Origin of the sequence: Hyalangium gracile (genome assembly GCF_020103725.1) — a bacterium.
Taxonomy (GTDB): Bacteria; Myxococcota; Myxococcia; order Myxococcales; family Myxococcaceae; genus Hyalangium; species Hyalangium gracile.
The window spans coordinates 49,903-71,186 of sequence record NZ_JAHXBG010000017.1; the positions used below are offsets into that span (position 1 = coordinate 49,903).

19 protein-coding genes are annotated in these 21,284 nt (G+C 70.6%); 13 read left to right on the forward strand and 6 right to left on the reverse strand.

Annotation, left to right across the window (positions count from 1 at the left end; genetic code table 11):
- The first annotated feature begins 41 nt into the window (after positions 1–41).
- Entirely contained in the window at positions 42–3,371 is a 3,330-nt protein-coding gene (locus tag KY572_RS30095; RefSeq protein ID WP_224246710.1) for a CBM96 family carbohydrate-binding protein, read from the forward strand.
- 453 nt (positions 3,372–3,824) lie between these two features.
- On the opposite strand, the gene KY572_RS30100 is transcribed toward KY572_RS30095, so the two are convergent.
- Complete coding sequence (locus tag KY572_RS30100) at positions 3,825–4,316, reverse strand: tetratricopeptide repeat protein (RefSeq protein ID WP_224246712.1); 492 nt, start codon at positions 4,314–4,316, stop codon at positions 3,825–3,827.
- Positions 4,317–4,385: 69 nt separating this feature from the next.
- On the opposite strand from KY572_RS30100, the gene KY572_RS30105 reads away from it, so the two are divergent.
- Positions 4,386–6,626, forward strand: a complete 2,241-nt coding sequence (locus KY572_RS30105; protein WP_224246714.1) for a tetratricopeptide repeat protein — start codon at positions 4,386–4,388, stop codon at positions 6,624–6,626.
- 6 nt (positions 6,627–6,632) lie between these two features.
- On the opposite strand, the gene KY572_RS30110 is transcribed toward KY572_RS30105, so the two are convergent.
- The 3 genes from KY572_RS30110 to KY572_RS30120 form a co-directional block, all read right to left on the reverse strand.
- Positions 6,633–7,667 carry a rod shape-determining protein gene (locus KY572_RS30110; RefSeq protein ID WP_044198859.1) on the reverse strand — a complete coding sequence of 345 codons (1,035 nt, stop codon included), beginning with the start codon at positions 7,665–7,667 and terminating at the stop codon, positions 6,633–6,635.
- A 157-nt stretch (positions 7,668–7,824) separates the two neighbouring features.
- Positions 7,825–8,430, reverse strand: coding sequence for a putative ABC transporter permease (locus KY572_RS30115; protein WP_224246723.1), 606 nt, complete (start codon positions 8,428–8,430; stop codon positions 7,825–7,827).
- A 154-nt stretch (positions 8,431–8,584) separates the two neighbouring features.
- Positions 8,585–9,304, reverse strand: a complete 720-nt coding sequence (locus KY572_RS30120) for a glycosyltransferase family 2 protein (protein ID WP_224246731.1) — start codon at positions 9,302–9,304, stop codon at positions 8,585–8,587.
- Positions 9,305–9,419: 115 nt separating this feature from the next.
- Between KY572_RS30120 and KY572_RS30125 the strand changes: the two genes are divergently transcribed.
- The 4 genes from KY572_RS30125 (at position 9,420) to KY572_RS30140 (ending at position 14,802) form a co-directional block, all read left to right on the forward strand.
- A complete protein-coding gene (locus KY572_RS30125; RefSeq protein WP_224246733.1) occupies positions 9,420–10,298 on the forward strand; it encodes a hypothetical protein in 879 nt (292 codons plus the stop codon).
- A gap of 375 nt (positions 10,299–10,673) precedes the next feature.
- Positions 10,674–11,588, forward strand: a complete 915-nt coding sequence (locus KY572_RS30130; RefSeq protein ID WP_224246742.1) for a hypothetical protein — start codon at positions 10,674–10,676, stop codon at positions 11,586–11,588.
- The gene (locus KY572_RS30135; RefSeq protein ID WP_224246744.1) at positions 11,588–13,429 is read left to right on the forward strand and encodes a serine/threonine-protein kinase; all 1,842 of its coding nucleotides are present in this window, start codon (positions 11,588–11,590) and stop codon (positions 13,427–13,429) included. The genes KY572_RS30130 and KY572_RS30135 overlap by 1 nt, the downstream gene beginning before the upstream one ends.
- Positions 13,426–14,802: a sigma 54-interacting transcriptional regulator gene (locus KY572_RS30140; protein ID WP_224246752.1), complete on the forward strand. Its 1,377-nt coding sequence runs from the start codon at positions 13,426–13,428 to the stop codon at positions 14,800–14,802. The genes KY572_RS30135 and KY572_RS30140 overlap by 4 nt, the downstream gene beginning before the upstream one ends.
- Before the next feature lie 27 nt (positions 14,803–14,829).
- Here the strand turns inward: KY572_RS30140 and KY572_RS30145 are convergent, their stop codons facing one another.
- Together KY572_RS30145 and KY572_RS30150 are read right to left on the reverse strand one after the other, a co-directional pair.
- A complete protein-coding gene (locus KY572_RS30145; RefSeq protein WP_224246759.1) occupies positions 14,830–15,654 on the reverse strand; it encodes a hypothetical protein in 825 nt (274 codons plus the stop codon).
- Positions 15,651–15,899, reverse strand: a complete 249-nt coding sequence (locus KY572_RS30150) for a hypothetical protein (protein WP_224246761.1) — start codon at positions 15,897–15,899, stop codon at positions 15,651–15,653. Before KY572_RS30150 ends, KY572_RS30145 begins: the two co-directional genes overlap by 4 nt.
- Positions 15,900–15,982: 83 nt before the next feature.
- Here KY572_RS30150 and KY572_RS30155 point away from each other — a divergent pair, with 83 nt between their 5' ends.
- The 7 genes from KY572_RS30155 (at position 15,983) to dapE (ending at position 21,279) form a co-directional block, all read left to right on the forward strand.
- Positions 15,983–16,762, forward strand: a complete 780-nt coding sequence (locus tag KY572_RS30155) for a hypothetical protein (RefSeq protein WP_224246764.1) — start codon at positions 15,983–15,985, stop codon at positions 16,760–16,762.
- A 102-nt stretch (positions 16,763–16,864) separates the two neighbouring features.
- Positions 16,865–17,101: an Rdx family protein gene (locus KY572_RS30160; RefSeq protein ID WP_263452125.1), complete on the forward strand. Its 237-nt coding sequence runs from the start codon at positions 16,865–16,867 to the stop codon at positions 17,099–17,101.
- Positions 17,102–17,253: 152 nt separating this feature from the next.
- The gene (locus KY572_RS30165) at positions 17,254–17,568 is read left to right on the forward strand and encodes a PRC-barrel domain containing protein (RefSeq protein WP_224246781.1); all 315 of its coding nucleotides are present in this window, start codon (positions 17,254–17,256) and stop codon (positions 17,566–17,568) included.
- An 82-nt stretch (positions 17,569–17,650) separates the two neighbouring features.
- Positions 17,651–18,472: a 2,3,4,5-tetrahydropyridine-2,6-dicarboxylate N-succinyltransferase gene (locus tag KY572_RS30170; protein ID WP_224246783.1), complete on the forward strand. Its 822-nt coding sequence runs from the start codon at positions 17,651–17,653 to the stop codon at positions 18,470–18,472.
- Between the two features lie 65 nt (positions 18,473–18,537).
- Positions 18,538–19,170 carry a cupin domain-containing protein gene (locus KY572_RS30175; RefSeq protein ID WP_224246791.1) on the forward strand — a complete coding sequence of 211 codons (633 nt, stop codon included), beginning with the start codon at positions 18,538–18,540 and terminating at the stop codon, positions 19,168–19,170.
- 135 nt (positions 19,171–19,305) lie between these two features.
- Positions 19,306–20,121, forward strand: a complete 816-nt coding sequence (locus tag KY572_RS30180) for an SLATT domain-containing protein (RefSeq protein WP_224246798.1) — start codon at positions 19,306–19,308, stop codon at positions 20,119–20,121.
- Positions 20,122–20,202: 81 nt separating this feature from the next.
- Positions 20,203–21,279 (forward strand): succinyl-diaminopimelate desuccinylase, encoded by a 1,077-nt coding sequence (dapE, locus tag KY572_RS30185; protein ID WP_224246801.1) that lies wholly within the window; start codon positions 20,203–20,205, stop codon positions 21,277–21,279.
- Positions 21,280–21,284 lie beyond the last annotated feature (5 nt).

The following is a 21,284-nucleotide window of genomic DNA, read 5'->3' on the forward strand; positions in this document are numbered from 1 at the left end:
GAGGGAGGCGTGGCATGGCGTGGAGGAAGTGGGCCGGGAGCATGGGACTCCTGATGGCCCTGGGGGCGTGGGTGGGGTGTGGCGGAGTGGCGACGGACGGGCCTGTGCCCGAGGCGGTCGAGCCCGGGGCGGAGCTGAGCACCCGGACCCAGGAGCTTGGCACCACCGTGAGCTTTGCTCCGGTGGCGGACGCTCGGGTGGAGGCGGCCTACCCGGACCAGAACTTCGGAGCGGCGGACGGGCTGTACACGGACACCTCGCCCGCGCAGGAGAGCTACCTGCGCTTCTCCGTCCGGGGGCTCTCCGGCCCGGTGACGCGGGCGGTGCTGCGGCTCTACGTGACGAATGGCTCGAGCGACGGGCCATCCCTCACGCAGAACCTGAGTGGCTGGGGCGAGCGGAGCGTCACGTGGAACAGCCGGCCCTCACGTCTCGGCGCCGTGCTGGCGGACCTCGGTAGCGTGGCGCCCGGCAGCTGGGCGGAGTACGACCTCACGCCCGTAGTGACGGGGAACGGTGACTTCGACTTCACCCTCTTCTCCACGGTGACGGACGGCGTGGACTTCGCCTCTCGCGAGCACGCCGACCCGGCGCTTCGTCCCCAGCTCGTGGTGACGACCGGTACCGCCTCGGCGGACATCGTGCTGTCCGCGGCGGCCGACGCCTATGTGGAGGAGGCCGCTCCCAACGCGAACCGGGGCAGCGCCGTGGAGCTCCAGATCGATGGCTCCCCGCGCGCCGAAGCGTACGTGCGCTTCGAGGTGCCTGCCGCGAGCGTGACGAGCCGCAAGGTGACCCTCCGGGTCTACGCGTTCAACGGCAGCTCGGACGGGCCGGCGCTCTACACCACCACGACGCCGTGGAGCGAGCAGACGGTGACGTGGAACACACGGCCCTCGCGCAGCCCGGTGTCGGTGGGGGATGTGGGCGCCGTTCCGGTCGACTCGTGGGTCGAGTACGACGTGACCTCCATCGTCCGCGGCGGCGGCAGCTATGGCTTCGCCCTGGTTCCCACGCACACGGATGGAGTGGACTTCCATTCTCGGGAGAGCGCCCAGGCCGCGCTGAGGCCGCAACTCGTCATCTCCATGGAGGGCTCCGGGGAGACCTGCTCGCCGGAGGTGAGGACGCGATCCTTCACCTACTCACCGCTGGATGACACCCAGGTGTCCGAGTCCTCTCCTGGCGCAGTGGGTGGCGCGAGCGACTGGCTCTATGTGGACAATCTGCCTCGGACGGAGACCTACTTCCGGTTCGGGTTCGACTCGCTGGTGGGACGGGTGAAGAGCGCGAAGCTGCGCGTCTTCGCCTACGACGGGACAGGAGATGGCCCCGCCGTCTACCAGGTGGACACCTATGGCCTGAGCGAGAGCACGACGACGTGGGCCAACCGCCCGGCGCGCATCGGCCCGGCGATCGCGGACGTGGGGAGCATCGCCCACGGGAGCTGGGTGGAGGTCGACGTCACCCGCGTGGTGCAGCGCAACGGCATCTTCGGCTTCGCGCTGGTGCCCGGCTCGGCCGACGGTGTCCGCCTGTGGAGCAAGGAGTACACGGGCAATCCGGCCCTGAGGCCGCGGCTCGAGGTCATCACCGAGTCCACCGTCACGTGTGAGTCCGAGCGGGTCTGTGACTCGGGCAGCTGCTGGTTCATGCCGATGCCGCATGGGATGGACCAGACGGACACGTGGGGCAGCAGTCCCTCGAATATCTGGGCCACGGGCCCCGTGGGTTCGGTCCTGCACTGGGATGGGACGCGCTGGCGCACGGTGCCGAGCGGCACGTCCCGCGGCCTGCTCGCCATCTGGGGTACTGGGCCTCAGAACATCTGGGCGGTGGGAGAGTGGGGCAGCATCGCCCGCTTCAATGGGACGGCGTGGACGGAGGTGCGTCCCTCCGACACCATCCAGTCGGATCTGCGCGACGTGTTCGGCACGGGCCCGGACAACATCTGGGCCGTGGGGCTGGACGGGACGATGCTCCACTTCGACGGCACGCAGTGGCGGCCGTTCGCGAGCGGCACGAGCGAGCACCTCTACGGTGTGTGGGCGTCGTCGCCGACGGACGTGTGGGTCGTGGGCGCCCGTGGCCTGGTGAGGCGGTGGAATGGCACCACGTGGGCCCAGCTCGCCTGGGACGGGGACGAGGAGTTCAGTCTGCGAGGTGTCTTCGGCTTCGGGCCGAACGACGTCTGGGTAATGGGCAACGAGTCCACGATCCGGCACTGGGACGGCACCGCGTGGACCACCCTCAGCGAGGACAGCGAGGGCGGCTGGTTTGCCGCCGCCTGGGGCAGCACGCCGAACGACGTGTGGTTCGTGGGCCTCAGCATCAAGCACTGGGATGGGAGCACCCTCGAGTGGGCACAGTTCCCAGCCGATGATTCGAATCGGCCGGATCCGATGCTCGGCATCTGGGGCACGTCACCCCAGGACGCCTGGGCGGTGGGCTGGTCGGGCTCCTTCAGCCGGCTGAAGCCGGGCAGGGTGTGGAAGGTGGAGGGGCCGATGGGCTACGCGCCGGGCCGTGGCAACTCCTTCGTCTATGAGCTTTGGGGTGACTCGCCGGACAATGCCTGGGCCGCGCTCGATGAAGGGCTGCTCCACTGGGACGGCGCCGAGTGGACCTGGCTGGAGGAGGTGGGGGGCTACCGGCTGGGCTTCTACAGTGTGTGGGGCAGCGGGCCGAATGACGTCTGGGCCTCGTCGGCCTGGAGCACCGTGGCCCACTTCGATGGGACGCGCTGGAAGTACATGTACTGGGATTCTCAGCAGCAGCAGATGAAGGAAGGGCTGGGCTTCTTCGGCAACTATCCCAACGGCACGGTGCTCTACGACATCTGGGGCACTGGCGCGAACGACGTCTGGTTCGTCGGGCCCGGGCTCATCCTGCACTGGAATGGCACCACCTGGACCGAGATGCAGCTGCCGTCGCAGCTGAACTGGCTGACCAGCGTCCACGGCTCGGGGCCGAACGACGTGTGGGCGGTGGGCAGCGGCGGGACGATCTTCCACTTCGACGGCGTCTCGTGGACGGACCACTCGCTCAACATGGCGGACTACCTGGAGGCGGTCTGGGTGGCGAGCCCGACCGATACGTGGGCGGTGGGCAGCTCCGGCATGGTGCTGCGCTGGAACGGCACCTCCTGGACGCGGGTATCCGCGCCGACCTTCGTCACGCTCAACGGCATCCATGGCACGGGCCCGAACGATGTCTGGGCCGTGGGCGAGGCGGGAACGCTGCTCCACTGGGATGGCACGAGCTGGACGTCGGTGCCCAGCGCGACGCGCGGCCGTCTGTACGGCGTCTTCGCTACGGGCACGGGGAAGGTCTGGTTCAGCGGCTTCAAGGGAGCAGTCCTGCGCCGGTGAGCCGAGGGAGGGACAGGCTCCGCACGCTCCTTGAGTGCGGAGCAGCCCGTGCGGTCAAGGTGCCGGGCCTACCAACGTATGTATCCGTACTGCCACCCGAGTGACGGGACGGAGAACACGGGCCCACGTCTTGGGGACACAGGTCGCGGGCCTCTCGTCTTGGCGCGGGTCCTCCCGCGCCGGCCGTCCCGCTCTTCCTCGGCACACGGCTCACTTTCACTCAACCCGTTCGAGGGGCTCCCCTCGCGGGCGCACTTTGGGCGAACTGGTAGGGTTGTAGGACCAGTTGGTTCCGAAGTGGCGCCCCTCGGCGCTTCCGTTCGGAATTGGTCGACCTCTTGCCGCACTTCACTCGAGTGTTTCCTACGCTGCCTGCCTCACCTTTCAGGACGCGCAGGGGAAAGCAGTTTCTCACGCCGCTTGCTCACAAACTCGGTGCGTGGAGTTCCGCGGTCAGCCCATGCGTTGACGTTGCTCGAGCGTCCGCAGCAGCTGCTCCGCCTGCTCCCGGCTGTCGATCGTCGCTCGCTTGGAGGAGGCCACTCGCGAGAGCAGCCTCCGGGCCTTCGCGGGCTCCTCCAGCGGCCCCGCGTAGAGCCGGGCCATCTCGAGCAGCGCGTCGTCGTCTCCCATCGCCGCGGCCTTGCCAAACCACCGCATGGCCAGACCCAGCCGCCCCTCGTCCCGATAGATGGTCCCGATGTTGTTGGCCGCCGCCGCCTCGCCCTGGCGCGCGGCCTTCCGGTACCAGGCCATCGCCTGCGCCCGGGAGCGGCTGACGCCCTGGCCCGTGTCGTAGAGATAGCCGACGTTCACCTGCGCGCTGGAGTCCCCCGCCTTCGCCGCCTCGAGGAAGATGCGGAACGCATCCTGGAGGCGCCCCTTCTCCAGCAGCTGCGAGGCCCTGGAGAAATCCGTGTCTCTGCTCCCTGCTCGACGCGCCATCTCGGCTGCCAGCCTGACACAAGGGGGCCCCCTTGCGCTCCTCCCTCCTGTTCCGTGTTCAATGGGCCCATGTCGATGGTGTCCATCCAGCCGACTCCGCCCGGCCCCCAGGACCAGGAACAGGCTCCCTTCGCCCCCCTCCCCCTGGAGATGGACCCGAGCGGCTTCACCGAGCGTGCTCCCGCGCTCCTCTCGCTGCTGCCCGACCAGCCCCTCTCCCTCGCGCTGGCTCGCGCCGATGCCTTCGCCGTGCACGCCGCGCTCACCGCGCGCCTGTCGCGCGAGCCCTCGGGTCCCCACCGCGACACCCTCCGAGCGCTCCTCGACGACCGGACCCTCTTCGTCATGGCGGAGCGGCCGCCCCGGCTCCGCAGCTTCCTGGGCAACGGGGTGCAGCTCGTCGGCTTCCCGCCTCCCGAGCAACAGCAGAGCCAGTTCATCGCCACCCGTGCCTTCTGTCTCTTCGGCATCCCGTTCGTGCCGCTCGGAGATCACCTCGTCCATCGCGGCCGGGATGGACAGCTCGAGATCCTCGGCCGTGTGGCCGGCTCGTCGCGCTCTCGCGTCTCGCGATGGAAGGGTCCGCTGGCGCTGGGAGGCCTGGTCCTCGCCGTCGCCGGCGTCGCGATGATGCCGTTCATCGTGCGCGACGTGCAGCTCGTCAATGGACTCTCCCAGGCCGTGGAGGTGCGCCTGGATGGCCGGGCTCTCACGCTGCAGCCCGGGCAGATTGCTCGGGGGAACGTCTACAGCCTGGGCACGTCCTACCGCGTCGAGGCGAGCTGGCCAGGCGCGCAGAAGCCCTTCGAGGCGCTCTCCCTGGAGCCGAGCCAGCACGCCGTCTACAACATCCTGGGCGCGGCCTCCGTGCGGCTCGCGGAGCCGCCGCGGGGCAGTGCTCCCGTGGTGCTGGAGGGGCGCGCCCACCCGCTCGAGTCCGATGAGCGGCTGGTATGGGAAGGAGGCTGGGAGCGCACGCTGACCCATTACATCCACGCGGAGCGCTGGAGCGAGGCCGCGGAGCTGGCCAAGGCCGTCTTCCTGGCCAGCCCCTCCGAGCTCGAGGCGGGCAGGGCCGCCGCACGCATCCTGGCGCGCAGGCAGCCGGAGGCCGCGCTCGTGTTCGCCCACGAGCTCGCGCAGCGGTTCCATGACGAGCCCTCCATCCACCTGCTGGCCCAGGACCTCTTCATCGCCCTGGGCAAGCGCTCGGAGGCGTTCAAGCTCTACAGCGCCCTGGCCGAGAAGGCGCCGGGCTCCGTCGAGCGAGCGCTCCTCGCCGCCCGGGTCGTTCCGCCGGAGCAGCAGCGCGACGCCCATGCGGACGTGCTGCGGCGCTTCCCCGAGTCCCCCGAGGCGATGCGTGCGCAGGGCCGCCTCCGCCTCTCCGACGGCTATCCCCAGGAGGCGCTGGAGCTGTTCGACCGGGCGCTCGTCAAGGCTCCCGAGTCGCTGGCGGACCTGGAGCTGCGCGTGCGCGCCATGCTCTTCCTGAAGCAGGTGCCGGAGGCTTCCCTGGAGGTGCGCAGGTTCGCGGAGGACCCCCGCCACGTCACCTGGGACTACACCGTCCTCGCTGGCCGCCTGGCCCATGTGGCGGGACCCCGAGGCACCCAGTACGTCGCGCGCGATCTCATCCCCTCCGCCATCAAGGACTCTCCGGAGCGCATGGCGCTCCTGTCCCTCCTCACCGGAGAGGGAAACGTCACAGACCAAGACATGAAGGCGGTCAAGGACCCCGCGGCCCATGACGCCCTCGCGCTCACCCGGGCCGTCCTGAAGGACATGGACAAGGCCGTGCAGCGCGCCATCGCGGCCTCCGAGAAGGTGCTGCTCCGCCTGGATGTGGAGACCGCCGCGGTGCTCGCCCTGGAGCTCTCACGTCGCGGAGAGGCGCAGGCCGCGGACCGCCTCTTCGGCTCGAGCCTCACGCTGATGGGCGCCCGCGACGCGCTGGACACCTACGTGCGCGAAGGCACGGTGAAGCCGGACTTCCCTCTGCTGCCGCCGGGCCTGCAGGCCGCCGCCTACCTCGTTCGCGCCCGCGAGATAAACTACAACCGCTTCGTGGAGCAGGCCTACGCCCGCTGGACCGACATGCTGGGTGGCATGGCCCGCCGCGCGCTCGATGCCGGCTCCGACGACTCCGCCTGGCTCGAGAGCACCCAGACGCCCGCCTTCACCGCGCCCGCGCCCTCTCACCGCCTCCACATCCAGGTCATCCAGAACACTCCGTCCAGGCGTGCAGACGCAGTGTCCGCGCCCCCGGCGCCGGGGAATCGCATCCCCCGGCCCTGGCCCGCGCCGTGAGGGCGCTCAGCCCGGCTGGGTGACCTGGCGCAGGATGTCCAGGGACTCCAGCGCCTTGCCCGCGCCAATCACCACCGCCGAGAGCGGATCCTCCGCCAGGAACACCGGCAGGCCCGTCTCCTCGCGCAGCAGCGTGTCCAGGTTCTTCAGCAGCGCGCCGCCACCGGCCAGCACGATGCCGCGGTCGGCGATGTCACCGGCCAATTCCGGCGGCGTGCGCTCCAGCGTCAGCTTCACCGCCTCGACGATGCCGTTCACCGGCTCGGCCAGCGCGTCACGCACCTCGTCGCTGCTCACCGTCAGCGTGCGCGGCACGCCCGCCACGAGATCGCGTCCCTTGATCTCCATGGTCATCACTTCGTCGGTCGGGTACGCCGTGCCGATGCCCATCTTGATGGCCTCGGCCGTGCGCTCGCCGATGAGCAGGTTGTACTTGCGCTTGACGTACTGGATGATCGCCTCGTCCAGCTTGTCGCCGCCGATGCGCACGCTCTTGGCGAACACGATGCCGGCCAGGCTGATGACGGCCACGTCCGAGGTGCCGCCGCCGATGTCGACGATCATGTTCCCGCTGGGCTCCGTCACCGGCAGCCCCGCGCCAATCGCCGCGGCCATGGGCTGTTCGATGAGGTACACCTCGCGGGCGCCCGCGTTGGCCGCCGCCTCGCGCACCGCGCGCCGCTCCACCTCGGTGATGCCCGAGGGGATGCCGATGATGATGCGCGGGTTGACGAGCGTGCGGCGGTTGTGCGCGCTCTGGATGAAGTAGCGCAGCATCGCCGCGGTAATTTCGAAGTCCGCGATGACTCCGTCCTTCATCGGACGGATGGCCACGATGTTGCCCGGGGTCCTCCCGAGCATCTCCTTGGCCTCCTTGCCCACCGCGAGCACCTTCTTGCCGCCACGAGCGTCCTGCTGGACGGCCACCACGGAGGGTTCGTTCGAGACGATGCCCTGTCCGCGGATGTAGATGAGCGTGTTCGCCGTGCCCAGGTCGATTGCCAGGTCACGCGAGAAGAGGGTGTGGAGCCAGTCGAACATACGGGGGCGGAAACTTTCGGGAGTCCTGCGGAATTTCCCCAGGTGAACCAAACACCGCGAATCGTGAAGGTACTACTACGTGGCGAGCGGTGCGGGAAGAAAACCCACCTCTAGAAAAGACCGTGGGCTGGAAGGCAATCAGCCAGGGAAGAGCTTTTCAGCCTACCGGCGAGGGGAGGGCGTCCGCTCCCAGGGGGAGCTCCTGCTGCGCCTCCTCCTGCTTCTCGGCCGCCAGGGCCCCCTGGAACGTCGCCCCGGTAGCCCCCGCCTCCAACTCCACGGGGCCGGCATGGGGGGGCGGCAGCACCTGGCCGTCCCGGACGGCGTGGCGGAACTCGGGCGTCTGGCGCAGGGCCTCGCTGGTGACGCTCAGGAGCGCCTCGCGGGCCGGCTCGAACAGCAGCGCCGCCCCGTACCAGAAGGGGAAGTAATCCAGGCGGACGAGCCCCTTCACGCTCCACCCCCGCTGACTGTAGTCCCATGGACAGCGGCCGAGCGCCCGGCGCAGCAGCCAGCCGGTGGTGTACTCGGCCCCGAAGATGACGGCCGTGTAGGCAAGCGCTCGCACGGCCCGGGGCAGGAAGCGCAGCCGGTCATGCAGGAACTCCAGCCCCAGGGCCGTGGCCCCGTAGATGGGGTGCATCCACAGGTACGTCTTGGCCGTCCCGTGGGAGTCCTTCTGGAAGATCGCCGCGCTCGTCCCGGTGAAGCACACCTCGAGCACCCAGCCCGCACACCCGTAGAGAAGGAATCTCGCTAGCACACTCGGACATTAGGAATCGTCCGAGGGCCGGGCATGCCTACCCACCGGTCCAATGGCACGGTGTTCCCGGCTGCTCGATCCGGCGCCCCGGCCGGCAGCTTGCGCTGTCCGCCAGCCCACAGCCCTTCCCGCACTGTCCTGGGGTGAACAGCGCCTAGCGCTTCACGGCGTACTTGGCGATGACGTAGAGGGCGCGCACGCCGTCCTTCCAGCCGATCTTCTTGCCCTCCTCGTAGGTGCGCCCGTGGTAGCTGATGGGCACCTCGTAGACGCGCCAGTTGCCGCGGGAAATCTTGGCGGTGATCTCCGGCTCGAAGCCGAACCGGTCCTCGTCCACGGTGACCGAGCGCAGCACCTCGGAGCGGAAGGCCTTGTAGCAGGTCTCCATGTCCGTGAGGTTCAGCCCGCTGGTCATGTTGGAGAGCGTGGTGAGGACGTTGTTCATCACCGTGTGCCAGAAGTAGAGCACCCGCCGCGGCGTGCCCGTGAAGCGGCTGCCGTAGACGACGTCCGCCTCGCCATCCAGGATGGGCTGGATGACGCGGGGGATGTCCCTCGGGTCGTACTCCAGGTCCGCGTCCTGGACGATGATGATGTCCCCGGTGGCCTCCTGGAAGCCGCGCCGCAGCGCCGCGCCCTTGCCCTGGTTGCGCGGCTGGAAGAGCACGCGCACCTCGTTGCGGTTGCGCGGGGTGCCGCCCAGCACCTCCAGACCCTTCTCCGACAGCTCCTGGAGGAACTCGCGGCTGCCGTCCCGCGAGCAGTCATCGACGATGACCAGCTCCTTGGGGAAGTCCACGGCGATGCAACGGCGCAGCAGCTCCGCCAGCGTGGAGCTCTCGTTGTAGACGGGGATGACGAGCGAGACGAGCATTGCGGGCCGGCCTCTATCCGATTTCAGCCCCTGGGGCGACTTTTCCCGGAACGTCGCTCGCGCCCCCCTCGGGCCCGGGGGAGGGGGAGACCTGCGCGTGGTAGGGTTGCGGGCCGTGAACCGCTCCCCCCTGCTGCTGACGCTCCTTTCGCTGGGGATCGCCACGTCCGTCGTGCTGATCGCCAGCTGTCTGCCGGAGCCCCATGAGCTGGTGGGCCGCCCGTGTGACGCGGAGCACGGGTGCGAGGACGCGGAGCTGACGTGCTGCCGCGGCACGTGCCAGCTCGCCTCCGAGGTGCCGGTGTGCGAGGGGCCCGGGGGAACGGATGGCGGGATGGACGGAGGCTCCGTCGACGGAGGCTCCACGGATGGAGGCGGCGGCGACGGGGGCACCCTGCCCGACGCGGGCCCCGGGGATGGGGGCGCGGGGGATGGAGGCACCGGCATGGTGGATGGCGGGAGCCCCCTGGATGCGGGCTGTCCTCCCAACCTCCTGCCTGCGGGGGGCTTCGAGCAGGCCGTGGAGGTGAACGACTACGCGGAGACCGGCGCCGGGCGCCTCTCCCGGAGCTCCGCCCGGGTGCGCACGGGGACGGGCGCGCTGCAGGTGCAGAGGGACACCAGCCAGTCGGATGACTTCTTCGGGGCCCAGCTGAGCGAGAACCTGCTCGCGTCGAAGGTCCGCGTGGGCCCCACCTACTGCGTGGCCGCCTGGATGAACCGGGGGAGCGTGGCCGGAGAGCTGCGGCTCTACCCGCGGCGCTTCAGCTCGAGCGGCTACGACTCGAGCCTCGACACCCGGGGAGACAAGCAGACCCTCACGGATGATGCCTGGCACCTGTTCCTCTACGGCATCTCCCTGAACGCCACCTACAACTACTCCATCAACTTCCGCACCTCGGCGGACACCGCCGATGGCACCGCCTACTACGTGGATGATGTGCGGGTGTGGGAGTCGCTCGATGGGGGCTGCGAGTCCCGGTGCGCGCCCTGACCGGGTGCGGAAACACAAAGGGGGCTCCCACTCGCGAGCGGGAACCCCCTTCGGCCGTCACACCCGACTCCCCCCTCACTGGCAGGCGGGCAGGGCAAGCTGCGTTTCTGCTGGACTGCCAGGTCGGCGCTCCGGTCCTCGGCGAAGGCCGCCCTCATCTGCACGGACTCCACTACAAGCCTCGGGCCAACGGTAAGTGGCTGAAAACACAAGGCGCTCATGTGCTCTTGAAGCGGCCTTGGAGTATGCGCGCGCGCGCCACATGTCCTCGGAGTGGGACAGGCGCGCGAGGGGGGAAACCCGAGGGGGGGTAAAAGGGACTCGGTATGCGTGCGCGATATAGACTCGAGGCCCCTTCGTTGGACTGAGGACAGGATGCTGTCGCTGCTGTCTGTCGCCACATGGCTCGTTGCCGCCAACCCTCAGCTCGATGAGGGGCGTGCCCTCTACCAGTCCCTGCGCTACGAGCGTGCCGCCGAGAAGCTGCGGCTGGCCACCCAGGCGCCCGGGGCGACTCCCGAGGAGCGCATCGCCAGCTATGACTTGCTGGCGCGCTCGCTGGCCGCCCTGGGCCGCATGGATGAGGTGAAGTCCACCTACCGGGACCTGCTGCGCCTGGAGCCGCACGCCCCCGTCCCGCTCGACGCGGCGCCGAAGATTCGCGAGGCCTTCATGCAGGCCAAGGAGGGGCTCTACCGGCGCGACTACGTGGAGCTGGAGCAGCAGCAGGCGCCCCCCGGCAGGGTGGCGGTGCGTGTCATCGATCCCTGGGGGCTGGTGAAGGGGATGCGGATGCAGGTGCGAGGCCCCGGAGGCTTCACGCCGCTACCCCTCACGCGCGATGCCCACGGCGCCATCGGCGAACTGCCTCCGGCGGATGACGATGGCACCGTCACCCTCTATGTGGAGGCGCAGGACGAGAAGGGGCAGGGGGTGGCCTGGCTGGGCTCGCCCGAGCGGCCGCTGGCGTTCCGTGGGGTGCCTCGGGCCGGACTGCCGTCGGCGCGCTCCGAGGTGGCCTCGGCGGCGGAGCCACAGGACTCGGGTGGCAAGGGCATCTCCTGGGGAGGCTGGGCGCTGGCGGGCGCCTCGGTGGCGGCGGCGGGCATCGGCACCGTGCTGGCCATTCAGTCCTCCAACGACTCGCGCGCGGCGGACCAGGCCCCATGGGCGTCGGAGACCCGGGCGTTGGATGAGCGGGCCCGGAGCAAGGCCCGCCAGTCCCAACTCTTCTTCGGAGGCGCGCTGGTGGGCGGTGCGGGCGCGGTCGTCCTCCTCACGGCTTTCTGATGGACGCTTCGACGGGCATCCCCCTGGGTCGCTACATGCTGGGCGAGAAGCTCGCCAGCGGAGGCATGGGGGAGGTCTTCGTGGCGGTGCAGCGGGGCCTGGAGGGCTTCGAGAAGCCGCTGGCCATCAAGCTGCTGCTGCCCCACCTCGTCGAAGAGTCGCACGTGGTGAAGATGTTCCTGGACGAGGCGCGCCTGTGCGCGCGGATGAGCCACCCCAACATCGTCCAGATCCTCGACCTGGGCCGGGAGGAGGAGCGCTACTTCCTGGCGATGGAGCTGGTGCGCGGCGTCTCGCTCATCAAGCTGGTGCGGGTGCTCGTCGCCCAGCAGCGGACGCTGAGCGCGCCGCTCATCCTCCACGTGGCGCGCGCGCTGCTGGACGCGCTGCACTACGCGCACACCCTCACCGGGCCGGACGGCAAGCCGCTGGGGCTCATCCACCGGGACGTGACGCCGCACAACATCCTGGTGTCCATCAACGGCGAGGTGAAGCTGACGGACTTCGGCATCGCCAAGGTGCAGGCGGCGGTGGGGCAGACGCGGCCGGGCGTGGTGCGCGGGAAGATGGACTACCTGGCGCCGGAGCAGCTGCGCTTCGAGCGGCTGGACTCGCGGGTGGATCAGTTCGCCGCGGGGCTCACCCTCTTCTTCCTGGCCACCGGGCGCTCCCCCTTCGCGCGCAGCAACACCCAGGAGTCGCTGAAGGCTATCCAGCACGATCCGCTCCCGATGCTGGAGACGCTGCGGCCGGATCTGCCGCGCGGGCTGGTGGAGGCCATCAAGCGGGCCACCGAGAAGGACCCCAGCCGTCGCTTCGCCAGCATGCTCGCCTTCCGTGAGGCGCTGCCCCCGCCCTCGGCCGCCGAGCGCCCCGAGCTGCTGGGCGCCCTGGTGCGGGAGGTGTGTCCCACGGTGGTGGGCACGCTCGACCGGGCCTCGCGCACCCTGGCGGCGCTCAATGCCGCCTCGGGAGGCATCGTCGCTTCGCCTCGGCCCGGGACGCTGAGCATGTCCCAGGACGCCGGGGCGTTGCAGGCGGGCACGTTGCCCGGACAGCCCGACTCGCACGCGATGACGCTCTCCGAGCCGTCCCTGTCGCCGGTGGGCACCGTCACCGAGACGGTGCTGCCGGAGGGGACGGTCGCCGCGCCGAACATGGCGGAGCTGGAGCCCTCGCGAGGCGACGCGGCGCCCTACGTTCCTCGGCCCGCGGAGGAGCGGGGGGATGGGACCGTCCCCATGGAGCCTCCGCCGCTGAGGCGTCCGCTGCCCTGGGGCGCGATCGCGGGCGTGGCGGTGGGGCTGCTCCTGGTGGCGGGAGGCCTGGTGGGGTGGAAGGTGATGGGCGCCCGAGGGCAGGCCCGCCCGCCGCCGCCGGAACCTCCGGGTGCCGAGACGACGCAGACCTCCGATGGAGGGGTCGGCAAGGAAGAGTCGGGGACGAAGGTCGAGCCCGCCCCGGGCAGCCAATCCAACCCGCCGCCTGGGAATCCGCTCCAGGTGGAGCCGCCGTCGCCGACTCCGACTCCGACCCAGGTGGAGCCGCCGCCGCCGACCCCGGCTCCGACGACTCCTGCTTCCACGGATCCGGCACCGCCCGTGAAAGGGACGGGCCCAGCCAGGCCACGCAAAGTTGGCCTGCTGACCCTGGATGCCGAGCCCTGGGGCGATGTCCGCATCTCTGGGAAGAGCGTCGGACAGACGCCCCTGGCGAAGCTCAGCGTCCCCGCGGGGAACGTGGACATCGAGATACGCAATCCCGAGACCGGTAAGATGGCTCGCAAGCGGGTGAAGGTGCAGCCTGGCAAGGAGACCTTCGTGAAGCTGGAGCTAAAGTGAGCACCGGGGGCGACAAGGAGCAGAAGCCTGGGGGGCCCATGGACTTCGCCACGGGGGAGATCTCCTCCGGCAAGACCGTGGATCTGACGGTCTCCGAGGGCCCCGGCGGCCTGGAGCCCGTGGTGGTCGAGGCCATCGAGGGGCCTGGCCGCGGGGCGCGCGCCACGCTGTCCTCGGGCACCCTGCTGGTGGGGAGCGACTCCGCGTGCGAGCTGCCGCTGGAGGATCCGACGGTGTCCCGCCGTCACGTGGTGCTCGAGCTGCTGGCAGGCGCGGTGCGGGTGAGGGACCTCGGCAGCCGCAACGGCACGCGCTACCTCGGGGCGCGCATCCGCGAGGCGCGGGTCCCCGTCGGTGGCTCGGTGACGGTGGGGAAGACCACGCTGCGCATCAGCCCGGCCAAGGCCTCGCGGCGTGTCCTCAGCGAGCGCGAGGAGCTGCACGGGCTGCTCGGCAAGTCGGTGGCCATGCGTCAGCTCTTCGCGGACCTCGAGCGGCTGGGGCCCCAGAAGGCCCCGGTGCTCATTCGCGGCGAGACGGGCTCGGGCAAGGAGATGGTGGCGCGGGCGCTGCACGCCCTGTCCGGCCCCGAGGAGAGCCGCGGGCCCTTCGTCGTCTTCGACTGCTCGTCCGTCAGCCCCAACCTGCTGGAGAGCGAGCTGTTCGGCCACAACAAGGGCGCCTTCACCGGAGCCGACCGGGACCGCGTGGGCGTCGTCGAGGCGGCCAACGGAGGCACGCTCTTCCTGGATGAGATTGGAGAGCTGCCGCTCGCGCAGCAGCCCAAGCTGCTGCGGCTGCTCGAGACGCAGGAGTTCCGCCGGGTGGGAGATGGGCAGGTGCGCCGCTCGGAGTTCCGGCTGCTGTCGGCCACCCACCGCGACCTGGAGGCCGAGGTCCGCGCGAAGCGCTTCCGGGAGGACCTCTACTTCCGGCTCGCCGTGACGTCCGTCACCATTCCGCCCCTGCGCGAGCGGCCGGAGGACATCCCGCTGCTCGCCGCGCACTTCGCGCGTCAGCTCACCGGGATGGACATCGCCCTGGCGCCGGCGACGCTCGCCGCGCTGCAGTGCGACCCGTGGCGCGGCAACGTGCGCGAGCTGCGCAACGCGGTGCAGCGGGTGGTGGCGCTCGGCAGTCTCGAGGCTCCCGCCCCGGAGCAGAGCGGGGCGCCGCTGGCCTTCAACGAGGCGCGCGACAAGCTGCTCGAGCAGTTCGAGCGCGACTACCTGGGAGCGCTGCTGGCCCGCCACAAGCGGAACATCTCGGCCGCCGCGCGCGAGTCCAAGCTGTCCCGCAGCCAGTTCTACCGGCTGCTCGAGCGCCACAAGCTGGCGCGCGCCGAGGACCGCGACGCGTCCGACGGGGAGTGAGCCGCCCTGCGCGAGGGGCCCCGGCCGTCAGGGCTTGGGGCTCTCGCTGCTCGGGGGCGAGGCGGGCTGCGGAGTCTCCGGGAGTGTGCGGCCGGAGGCCGTCGACGGCTGCTCCATATAAAGGAGGACGGTCGAGCCGCCCGGGTCCAGGAGGTTCGGCCCCGTGTCCGCCCCCTTGTTCGGGCCCGAGCCCTGGATGCCCTCGGGCGGCGTGGCAGCCGCCACCGGCTCTCCGACGGCGAGGAAGCCCGAGGAAGGCAGCTCCTCGAAGTTCTCCGCGGGGACGTCGGCGGCGCAGTCGATGAACCGGTCCAGCACGTAGACCAGGGCCTTCTGCCGCTGCGTCTTCGAGGCATCCAGCGCGGCCCTGGCGCCCTCTCCCGTGAGCGCCGCCACCTTCTGGGCGCGGGCCAGGGTGGCCGGAGGCTCGGAGGAGAGCGTCGTCTGGGTGAGGACCTTGTAGCCCACCACCCAGTGCCGCTCCGCCCGAGCGCGCCGGGTGAGGATCTCCGCCGGATCATCCAGCGTCTTGGGGGCTCCGGCCGTCAGCGCGCCCACCGCGCCCACCACGGCGGAGGCCCGGCGGGTGCTCGTCTTGTTGAGGAAGGCCGCGGCGATGCTCCCCGCGGCACCGGCCGAGGCGCCCAGCAGCACCAGCACGTCCGAGAGGTTCAGGGCATTCTGGGCCCGCTCGCGGTCCCGGTTCAGGCGGTCGACGCAGGTGCGCGCGCTGGACTGGAGCCGCGTGTCGAGCTTCTCCGGGAGGGCGATCTCCGAGGGGCCCACGCTGCGGCACCCGGTGGCGCCCGCGCCCAGGGCCGCGAGGAAGAGGAGGTGGCGGACTCGGCTCATGGCCCCAGTGTCGCAGATACCTCCGCTCTTAGCGCGTCCATCAGCGCCTCCAGGTCCGCGTCCGAGGGGAAGGACGCGGGGAAGCGCGCGAGGTTCTCGGCGGGAGGGGCCCAGGGCAGCACGGGGAGGTCTTGCCCCCGGGTGGCGCTCGCCAGGTAGTCGGCGAGCTGATCCACGAGCTGGTGGCCCTGGCGGCGGAAGCGCTCCGCGTCATAGGCGGCGGCGCGGTCTCGGAAGCTCTGCATGGCGGCGCACCGTAGAACGGGGGGCGCCCGGGGGAACGGATAGGCCGTGAGCCTCGGTCCGCTTCGAGTCATACTGGGGCGGAATGAGACACTTCATCTGGGTGGGCTGTCTCCTCGTGCTGTCGGGCTGTGGGGCGATGGGACGGGCGCACCGCCGCTCCCAGCCGGAAGCCTTCACCTGTCGTGGCCGGCAGCCCCCGCCGCGCACGTCCATCAACCGCGCGGATGCACCGGTGGGACGGCTGGAGCTGAAGCGGCTGGCCTCCGAGCCCGAGCCTTCGGCCACGAGCACCGCCGAGCCGGCTCCTGGAACGGGACGGCTTCCACCGACGCGGTTCCAGCTCGTGGCGGAGGCGGTGCCGCTCGGCTCTCTCGGGGCCGCGCTGGCCAGCGAGCTGGGCATGAGCGTCGTCGTGGCCGCGCCGCTGGTGGACCTGCGCGTCTCGCTGGCGCTGCCGGACACGGACACCGCGCGGCTGCTGGGGCTGCTGCGCGCCCACTATGGCGTGGGGAGCACCTTCACCCAGGGCGTGCTCTCGCTGGAGGAGCGCGAGGAGCTGCTGGAGCGGCTGCTGCTCGTCGAGCCCTCGCCGCTCATCACCCAGCTCGTCCCGGTGGAAGGCCTGCCCGCGGAGCAGATCGCCAGCGCCTGGTGCGAGCAGGCGGCGAGCTCGCGCGGAATGGCATCCGTCATCGGCGAGCACCTGCTCGTGAAGGACTCGGAGGAGCGGGTGCGGCTCGTCTGGCGGATGATCGACGCCCTTCGAGGCAGGAAGCCCCTGCCGGAGGAGCAGTCGGGAGCCGAGGCCCGACCCGAGGAGTCGCCCGGGGTGGATCTGGAGCCGGACCTCGAGGGTGGGTGAGCCGCCTGGCGCTTCACGAGGATTGGCGGCGGTGCGGGCGGGCGCTTATCTCTAGGGTACGGGCGCATCCTGAGCGCGCCCGCCATCTGAAGGAGGGCCGCCATGGCCGACACGAAGATCACCATCACGTACTGCAATTCCTGAGGCTACAAGCCTCGAGCCGTCCGTGCGGCGGTTGCATTGAAGGATGAGCTGGAGCTGGATTCGGAGCTGAAGCCGGGACCGTCCGGGAGCTTCGAAGTCTCGGTGAATGGCAAGACAGTGGTGAAGAAGCAGACGCTCGCATTCCCCACGGAGAAGGAGATCGTGGACGCGGTGTCCCGGGAAATCGGGCGCTGAGCGGGCGTGAGGAGAGCCCCTGGCGTCTCGGGGCTCTTCCTCCCGGGTGGAGCCCTCCGCCATGCACCCGGGCGGCCGAGCGCTCCCGTGGCCGGTGTGAACTCGCCCGGGCCGCGCCGCCGACCCACCTTGGAGGGTGTCGGAGGTGGCGCATGGCATGGTGGGACTCGGCGATGGAGCGCCGCTCCATCCAGGCGGGAATGCGGGTGCGCACGCAGGACGGGAAGCGACTGGGGTGGGTGCTCCTCATCGGCCGGGAGGTGCTGTACGTGCGGCCGTGGCGCTTCTCGCGGCGGGAGTACGCGGTGCCGCTCTCGCGCGTGACGGGGGTGACGGGCAGGGCCGTCACCGTGACGGGGACGCCCGCCGAGCTGTGCCAGCCCGTGGGAGAGAGATTGCTCCACGACATCCCCACGCACATCCACCCGCTGGCCGAGGCAGGCCTGAACCGTCAGGCCCACGCCTGAGCCGGCCCGGCTTTCTTCGGGCCGTGAACGCCGGACGCACCGGAATGCGGCGGGCCGGGCGGATTTGTGGTTCAAAGAGGCCATGTCCCTCGAAGCCTTGTCCCAGAAGGTGTCCGCGGCGTTCGCCGATCGGACGAAGCTGAAGGAAGCGGAGTACGCGGCCGCGGTGCGCGAGACGCTGGCGCGGCTGGACGCCGGCGAGCTGCGCGTGGCCGAGAAGGGCCCCCAGGGCTGGCGCGTCAACGCCTGGGTGAAGGAGGCCATCCTCCTGTTCTTCGCCGTGTCGGAGATGCAGGTGATGGAGGTGGGCCCCTTCGAGTTCCACGACAAGGTGCCGCTGAAGAAGGGCCTGAAGGCGGCCGGCGTGCGCGTGGTGCCTCCGGGCGTGGTGCGCTACGGCGCCTTCGTCGAGCAGGGCGCGGTGGTGATGCCGGGCTACGTGAACATCGGCGCGCGCGTGGGCTCGGGGACCATGGTGGACACGTGGGCCACCGTGGGCAGCTGCGCGCAGGTGGGGCGCAATGTCCACTTGTCCGGTGGTGTAGGCCTGGGTGGAGTGCTCGAGCCGCCCACCGCGTCCCCCGTCATCATCGAGGACGGCGCCTTCATTGGCAGCCGCTGCATCATCGTCGAGGGCGTGGTGGTGGAGGAGGAGGCGGTGCTGGGCGCCAACGTGGTGCTCACCGCGTCCACGCAGATCATCGACGTCACCGGGCCCGAGGAGCGCATCTACAAGGGGCGGGTGCCCGCACGCAGCGTGGTGATTCCAGGAATGCGCGAGAAGCAGTTCCCGGCGGGGAAGTATGGCGTGCCCTGCGCGTTGATCATCGGCCAGCGAACACAGAGCACCGACCAGAAGACGAGTCTCAACGCCGCCCTGCGCGACTTCGCGGTTCCCGTGTAGGGATGGAAATCCACCGGGTAGTCGCATCCGTAGAAGGAGTGGAGCCTGAGGGTCTGTGACGTGAAATGAGCCACCTGGACGACATCCTGCCGGAGCTGCTGCTGGGCACGCTGGACTTGCCTGGCCGGCAGGAGGCCGAGCGTCACCTGGCCGTGTGCGAGCGGTGTCGAGCCGAGGTGGCCCGGCTGTCGCCCGCGATGGACGGGCTGACGGAGCTGGTGGCGTCCGAGGAGCCTCCGCCGGGAGTGCTCGCTCGGGTGGTGGGCGAGATGGAGGGCCCCGGGCGCTTCGCGCGCTTCGCCGAGAAGGTGGCGGCGCTGCTGGATGTGACGCGGGAGCGGGCGCTGGCGCTGCTGGAGTCGCTGAGCAATCCGGAGGCGTGGCTGCCGGGTCCGGGCGAGGGCATCCTGCTGCTGCCGGTGGAGACGGGGCCCGCGAAGCAGGGGATGCTGGCGGCGTTCGTGAAGCTGCCGCCGGGAGTGCGCTTCCCGCGCCACACGCACCACGGGCGCGAGTGGAACCTGGTGCTCGAGGGCGGGTTCCGCGAGGGCTCGGGGCGGGAGACGTGGCCGGGCGAGCTGCTGGAGATGGACGAGGGCAGCGCGCACGACTTCGTGGCGCTGGAGGGCCCCGACTGCATCGCCGCCGCCGTCATCGACGGCGTGACGAGCTTCGACGAGGAGCCCCCCGCGAAGTGAGCGGTGCGTGAGCTGGAGCGCGCCCGCCATTCGACATAAAGAGGGGGCATGGGCAACGGGAGTCCAGCGTCGAGTCCAGGCCAGGGTCCGCGGCCACCCCCACATAACCTTCAGGGCATGGAGCTTCGGGGTCTGATGCAGCCCGAGCAGTCCGAGGAGCTGCTGGAGCTCTACGGGAAGATCGTGGAGAAGGGCCGTGAGGTGATGGCCTGGTACTCCCGCCAGAAGGACAGCATGAAGCTGTGGGGGCGGAGGTTCCGGATCGCGGCGATCCTGCTGGGCTCGGCTGCGAGCATCACGCCCATCATCGTGCAGCTGCTGCCCAACGAGGTGGGCTTCCAGCGGTGGAGCGTGCTGGCCTCGGTGTTCGCGGTGCTGGGTGCCACCTCCGTGGGGCTGGACAACTACAGCGGTTCGTCCTCGGGGTGGATGCGCTACGTGTCCGCCTACCTGGAGCTGAGCGCGCGGCTCGAGGCGCTGCAGTTCGGCTGGGCCCGGCTGGCGCTGTCCTCGCCGGGGCTGTCGAAGGAGCAGCGCCTGGCCGCGCTGTTGGATCTGCTCCAGGGCTTCCTCACCAGCGTCAACGAGGTGGTCAAGCAGGAGACGCAGGAGTGGATGGCCGAGTTCAAGGGCAACCTGGCGCTGCTGGAGCAGCGGATGGAGGCCCAGCGCACGGCCCTGGCGAACACGCCCTCGGGGGCGTACGGGGCGCTCAAGGTGCAGGTGGAGGGCGCCGAGCGGCTCAAGGACGGCCAGTGGAAGGTGACGCTGGAGACGCAGCGGGAGATTGTCGGGAGCGGGAGCAGCGCGGCGGTGGCCACGGGGCTGGGGGCGGGGCTGCTGGGCCTGCGGCTCGAGGCGACGCTGGTGGACGGCAGGCCGCTCCTGACGGAGGAGGTCGTCGCCATCCGGGCCGGAGAGATCACGCTGCACACCTTCAAGGTTCCCTGAGCAGAGCTATTCGGAGGCCCAACGGGCTTCCTTCAAAGGGGAAGCAGCGGGAGGGCCGAGCGTTTATGGTTGGCGCCCTCCATGTCCCAACTCGCCGCACGCCTCGCCCAGTCCACGCTTGCCCTCTGCCGTATCGCCAGCCCCATCGGGCAGGAGGGGCCGCTCGCCGACCATGTCGAGCGCTGGGCCCTGGAGCGGTTTGCTCGCGAGGCGGTGTGCCGGGTGGGGCACTCGCTGGTGGTGGGGCGGCTGGATGATCCGCGGCCCACGGTGGCGCTGGTGGGGCACCTGGACACGGTGCCGGCGCATCCGCACGACGGGCCGGCGCGCATCGAAGGGGAGCGGGTGTTCGGGCTGGGCGCCTCGGACATGAAGGGCGGGCTGGCGGTGATGATGGCGCTGGCGGAGGACCTGCCGCTCGCCGAGCTGCCTGTGAACCTGGCGCTCATCCTCTATGAGCGCGAGGAGGGCCCCTACCTGGAGAGCGGGCTGGGGCCGCTGTTCGAGAAGCGGCCGGAGCTGAACCGGGTGAGCTTCGGCATCGCCATGGAGCCGACGGACGGGGTGGTGCAGGTGGGGTGCGTGGGGACGCTGCACGCGACGCTGAGGTTCACGGGGCGCAGCGCGCACTCGGCGCGGCCGTGGCAGGGGGAGAACGCCATCCACAAGGCGGGGCCGCTGCTGAGCGAGCTGCTGGCGCGCCAGCGAGTGGAGGTGGTGCACTCGGGCTTCGCCTTCTACGAGGTGATGAGCGCGACGCTGGCGAACGGAGGCCGGGCGCGCAACGTGGTGCCGGACACGCTGGAGCTGAACCTCAACTACCGGTTCGCGCCGGGCAAGTCGCTGGAGCAGGCGCAGGAGGACGTGCGGGCGCTGGTGGCGGGCAGGGCGGAGGTGACGTTCACGGACCTGTCGCCGAGCGGGCGGGTGTGCGCGGACAACGCGCTGTATCAGAAGCTCCTGGCGGTGACGGGGCTGCCGGCGGCCTCGAAGCAGGCGTGGACGGACGTGGCGCGCTTCGGCGAGTGGGGCGTGGACGCGGTGAACTACGGGCCGGGAGAGACGGCCCAGGCGCACCAGGCCAACGAGAGCGCGCCCATTCCGGGGCTGGCGGTGGCGTACCAGAAGCTCGCCGCGTTCCTGGGGGGCGCGGGGTAGGGCGC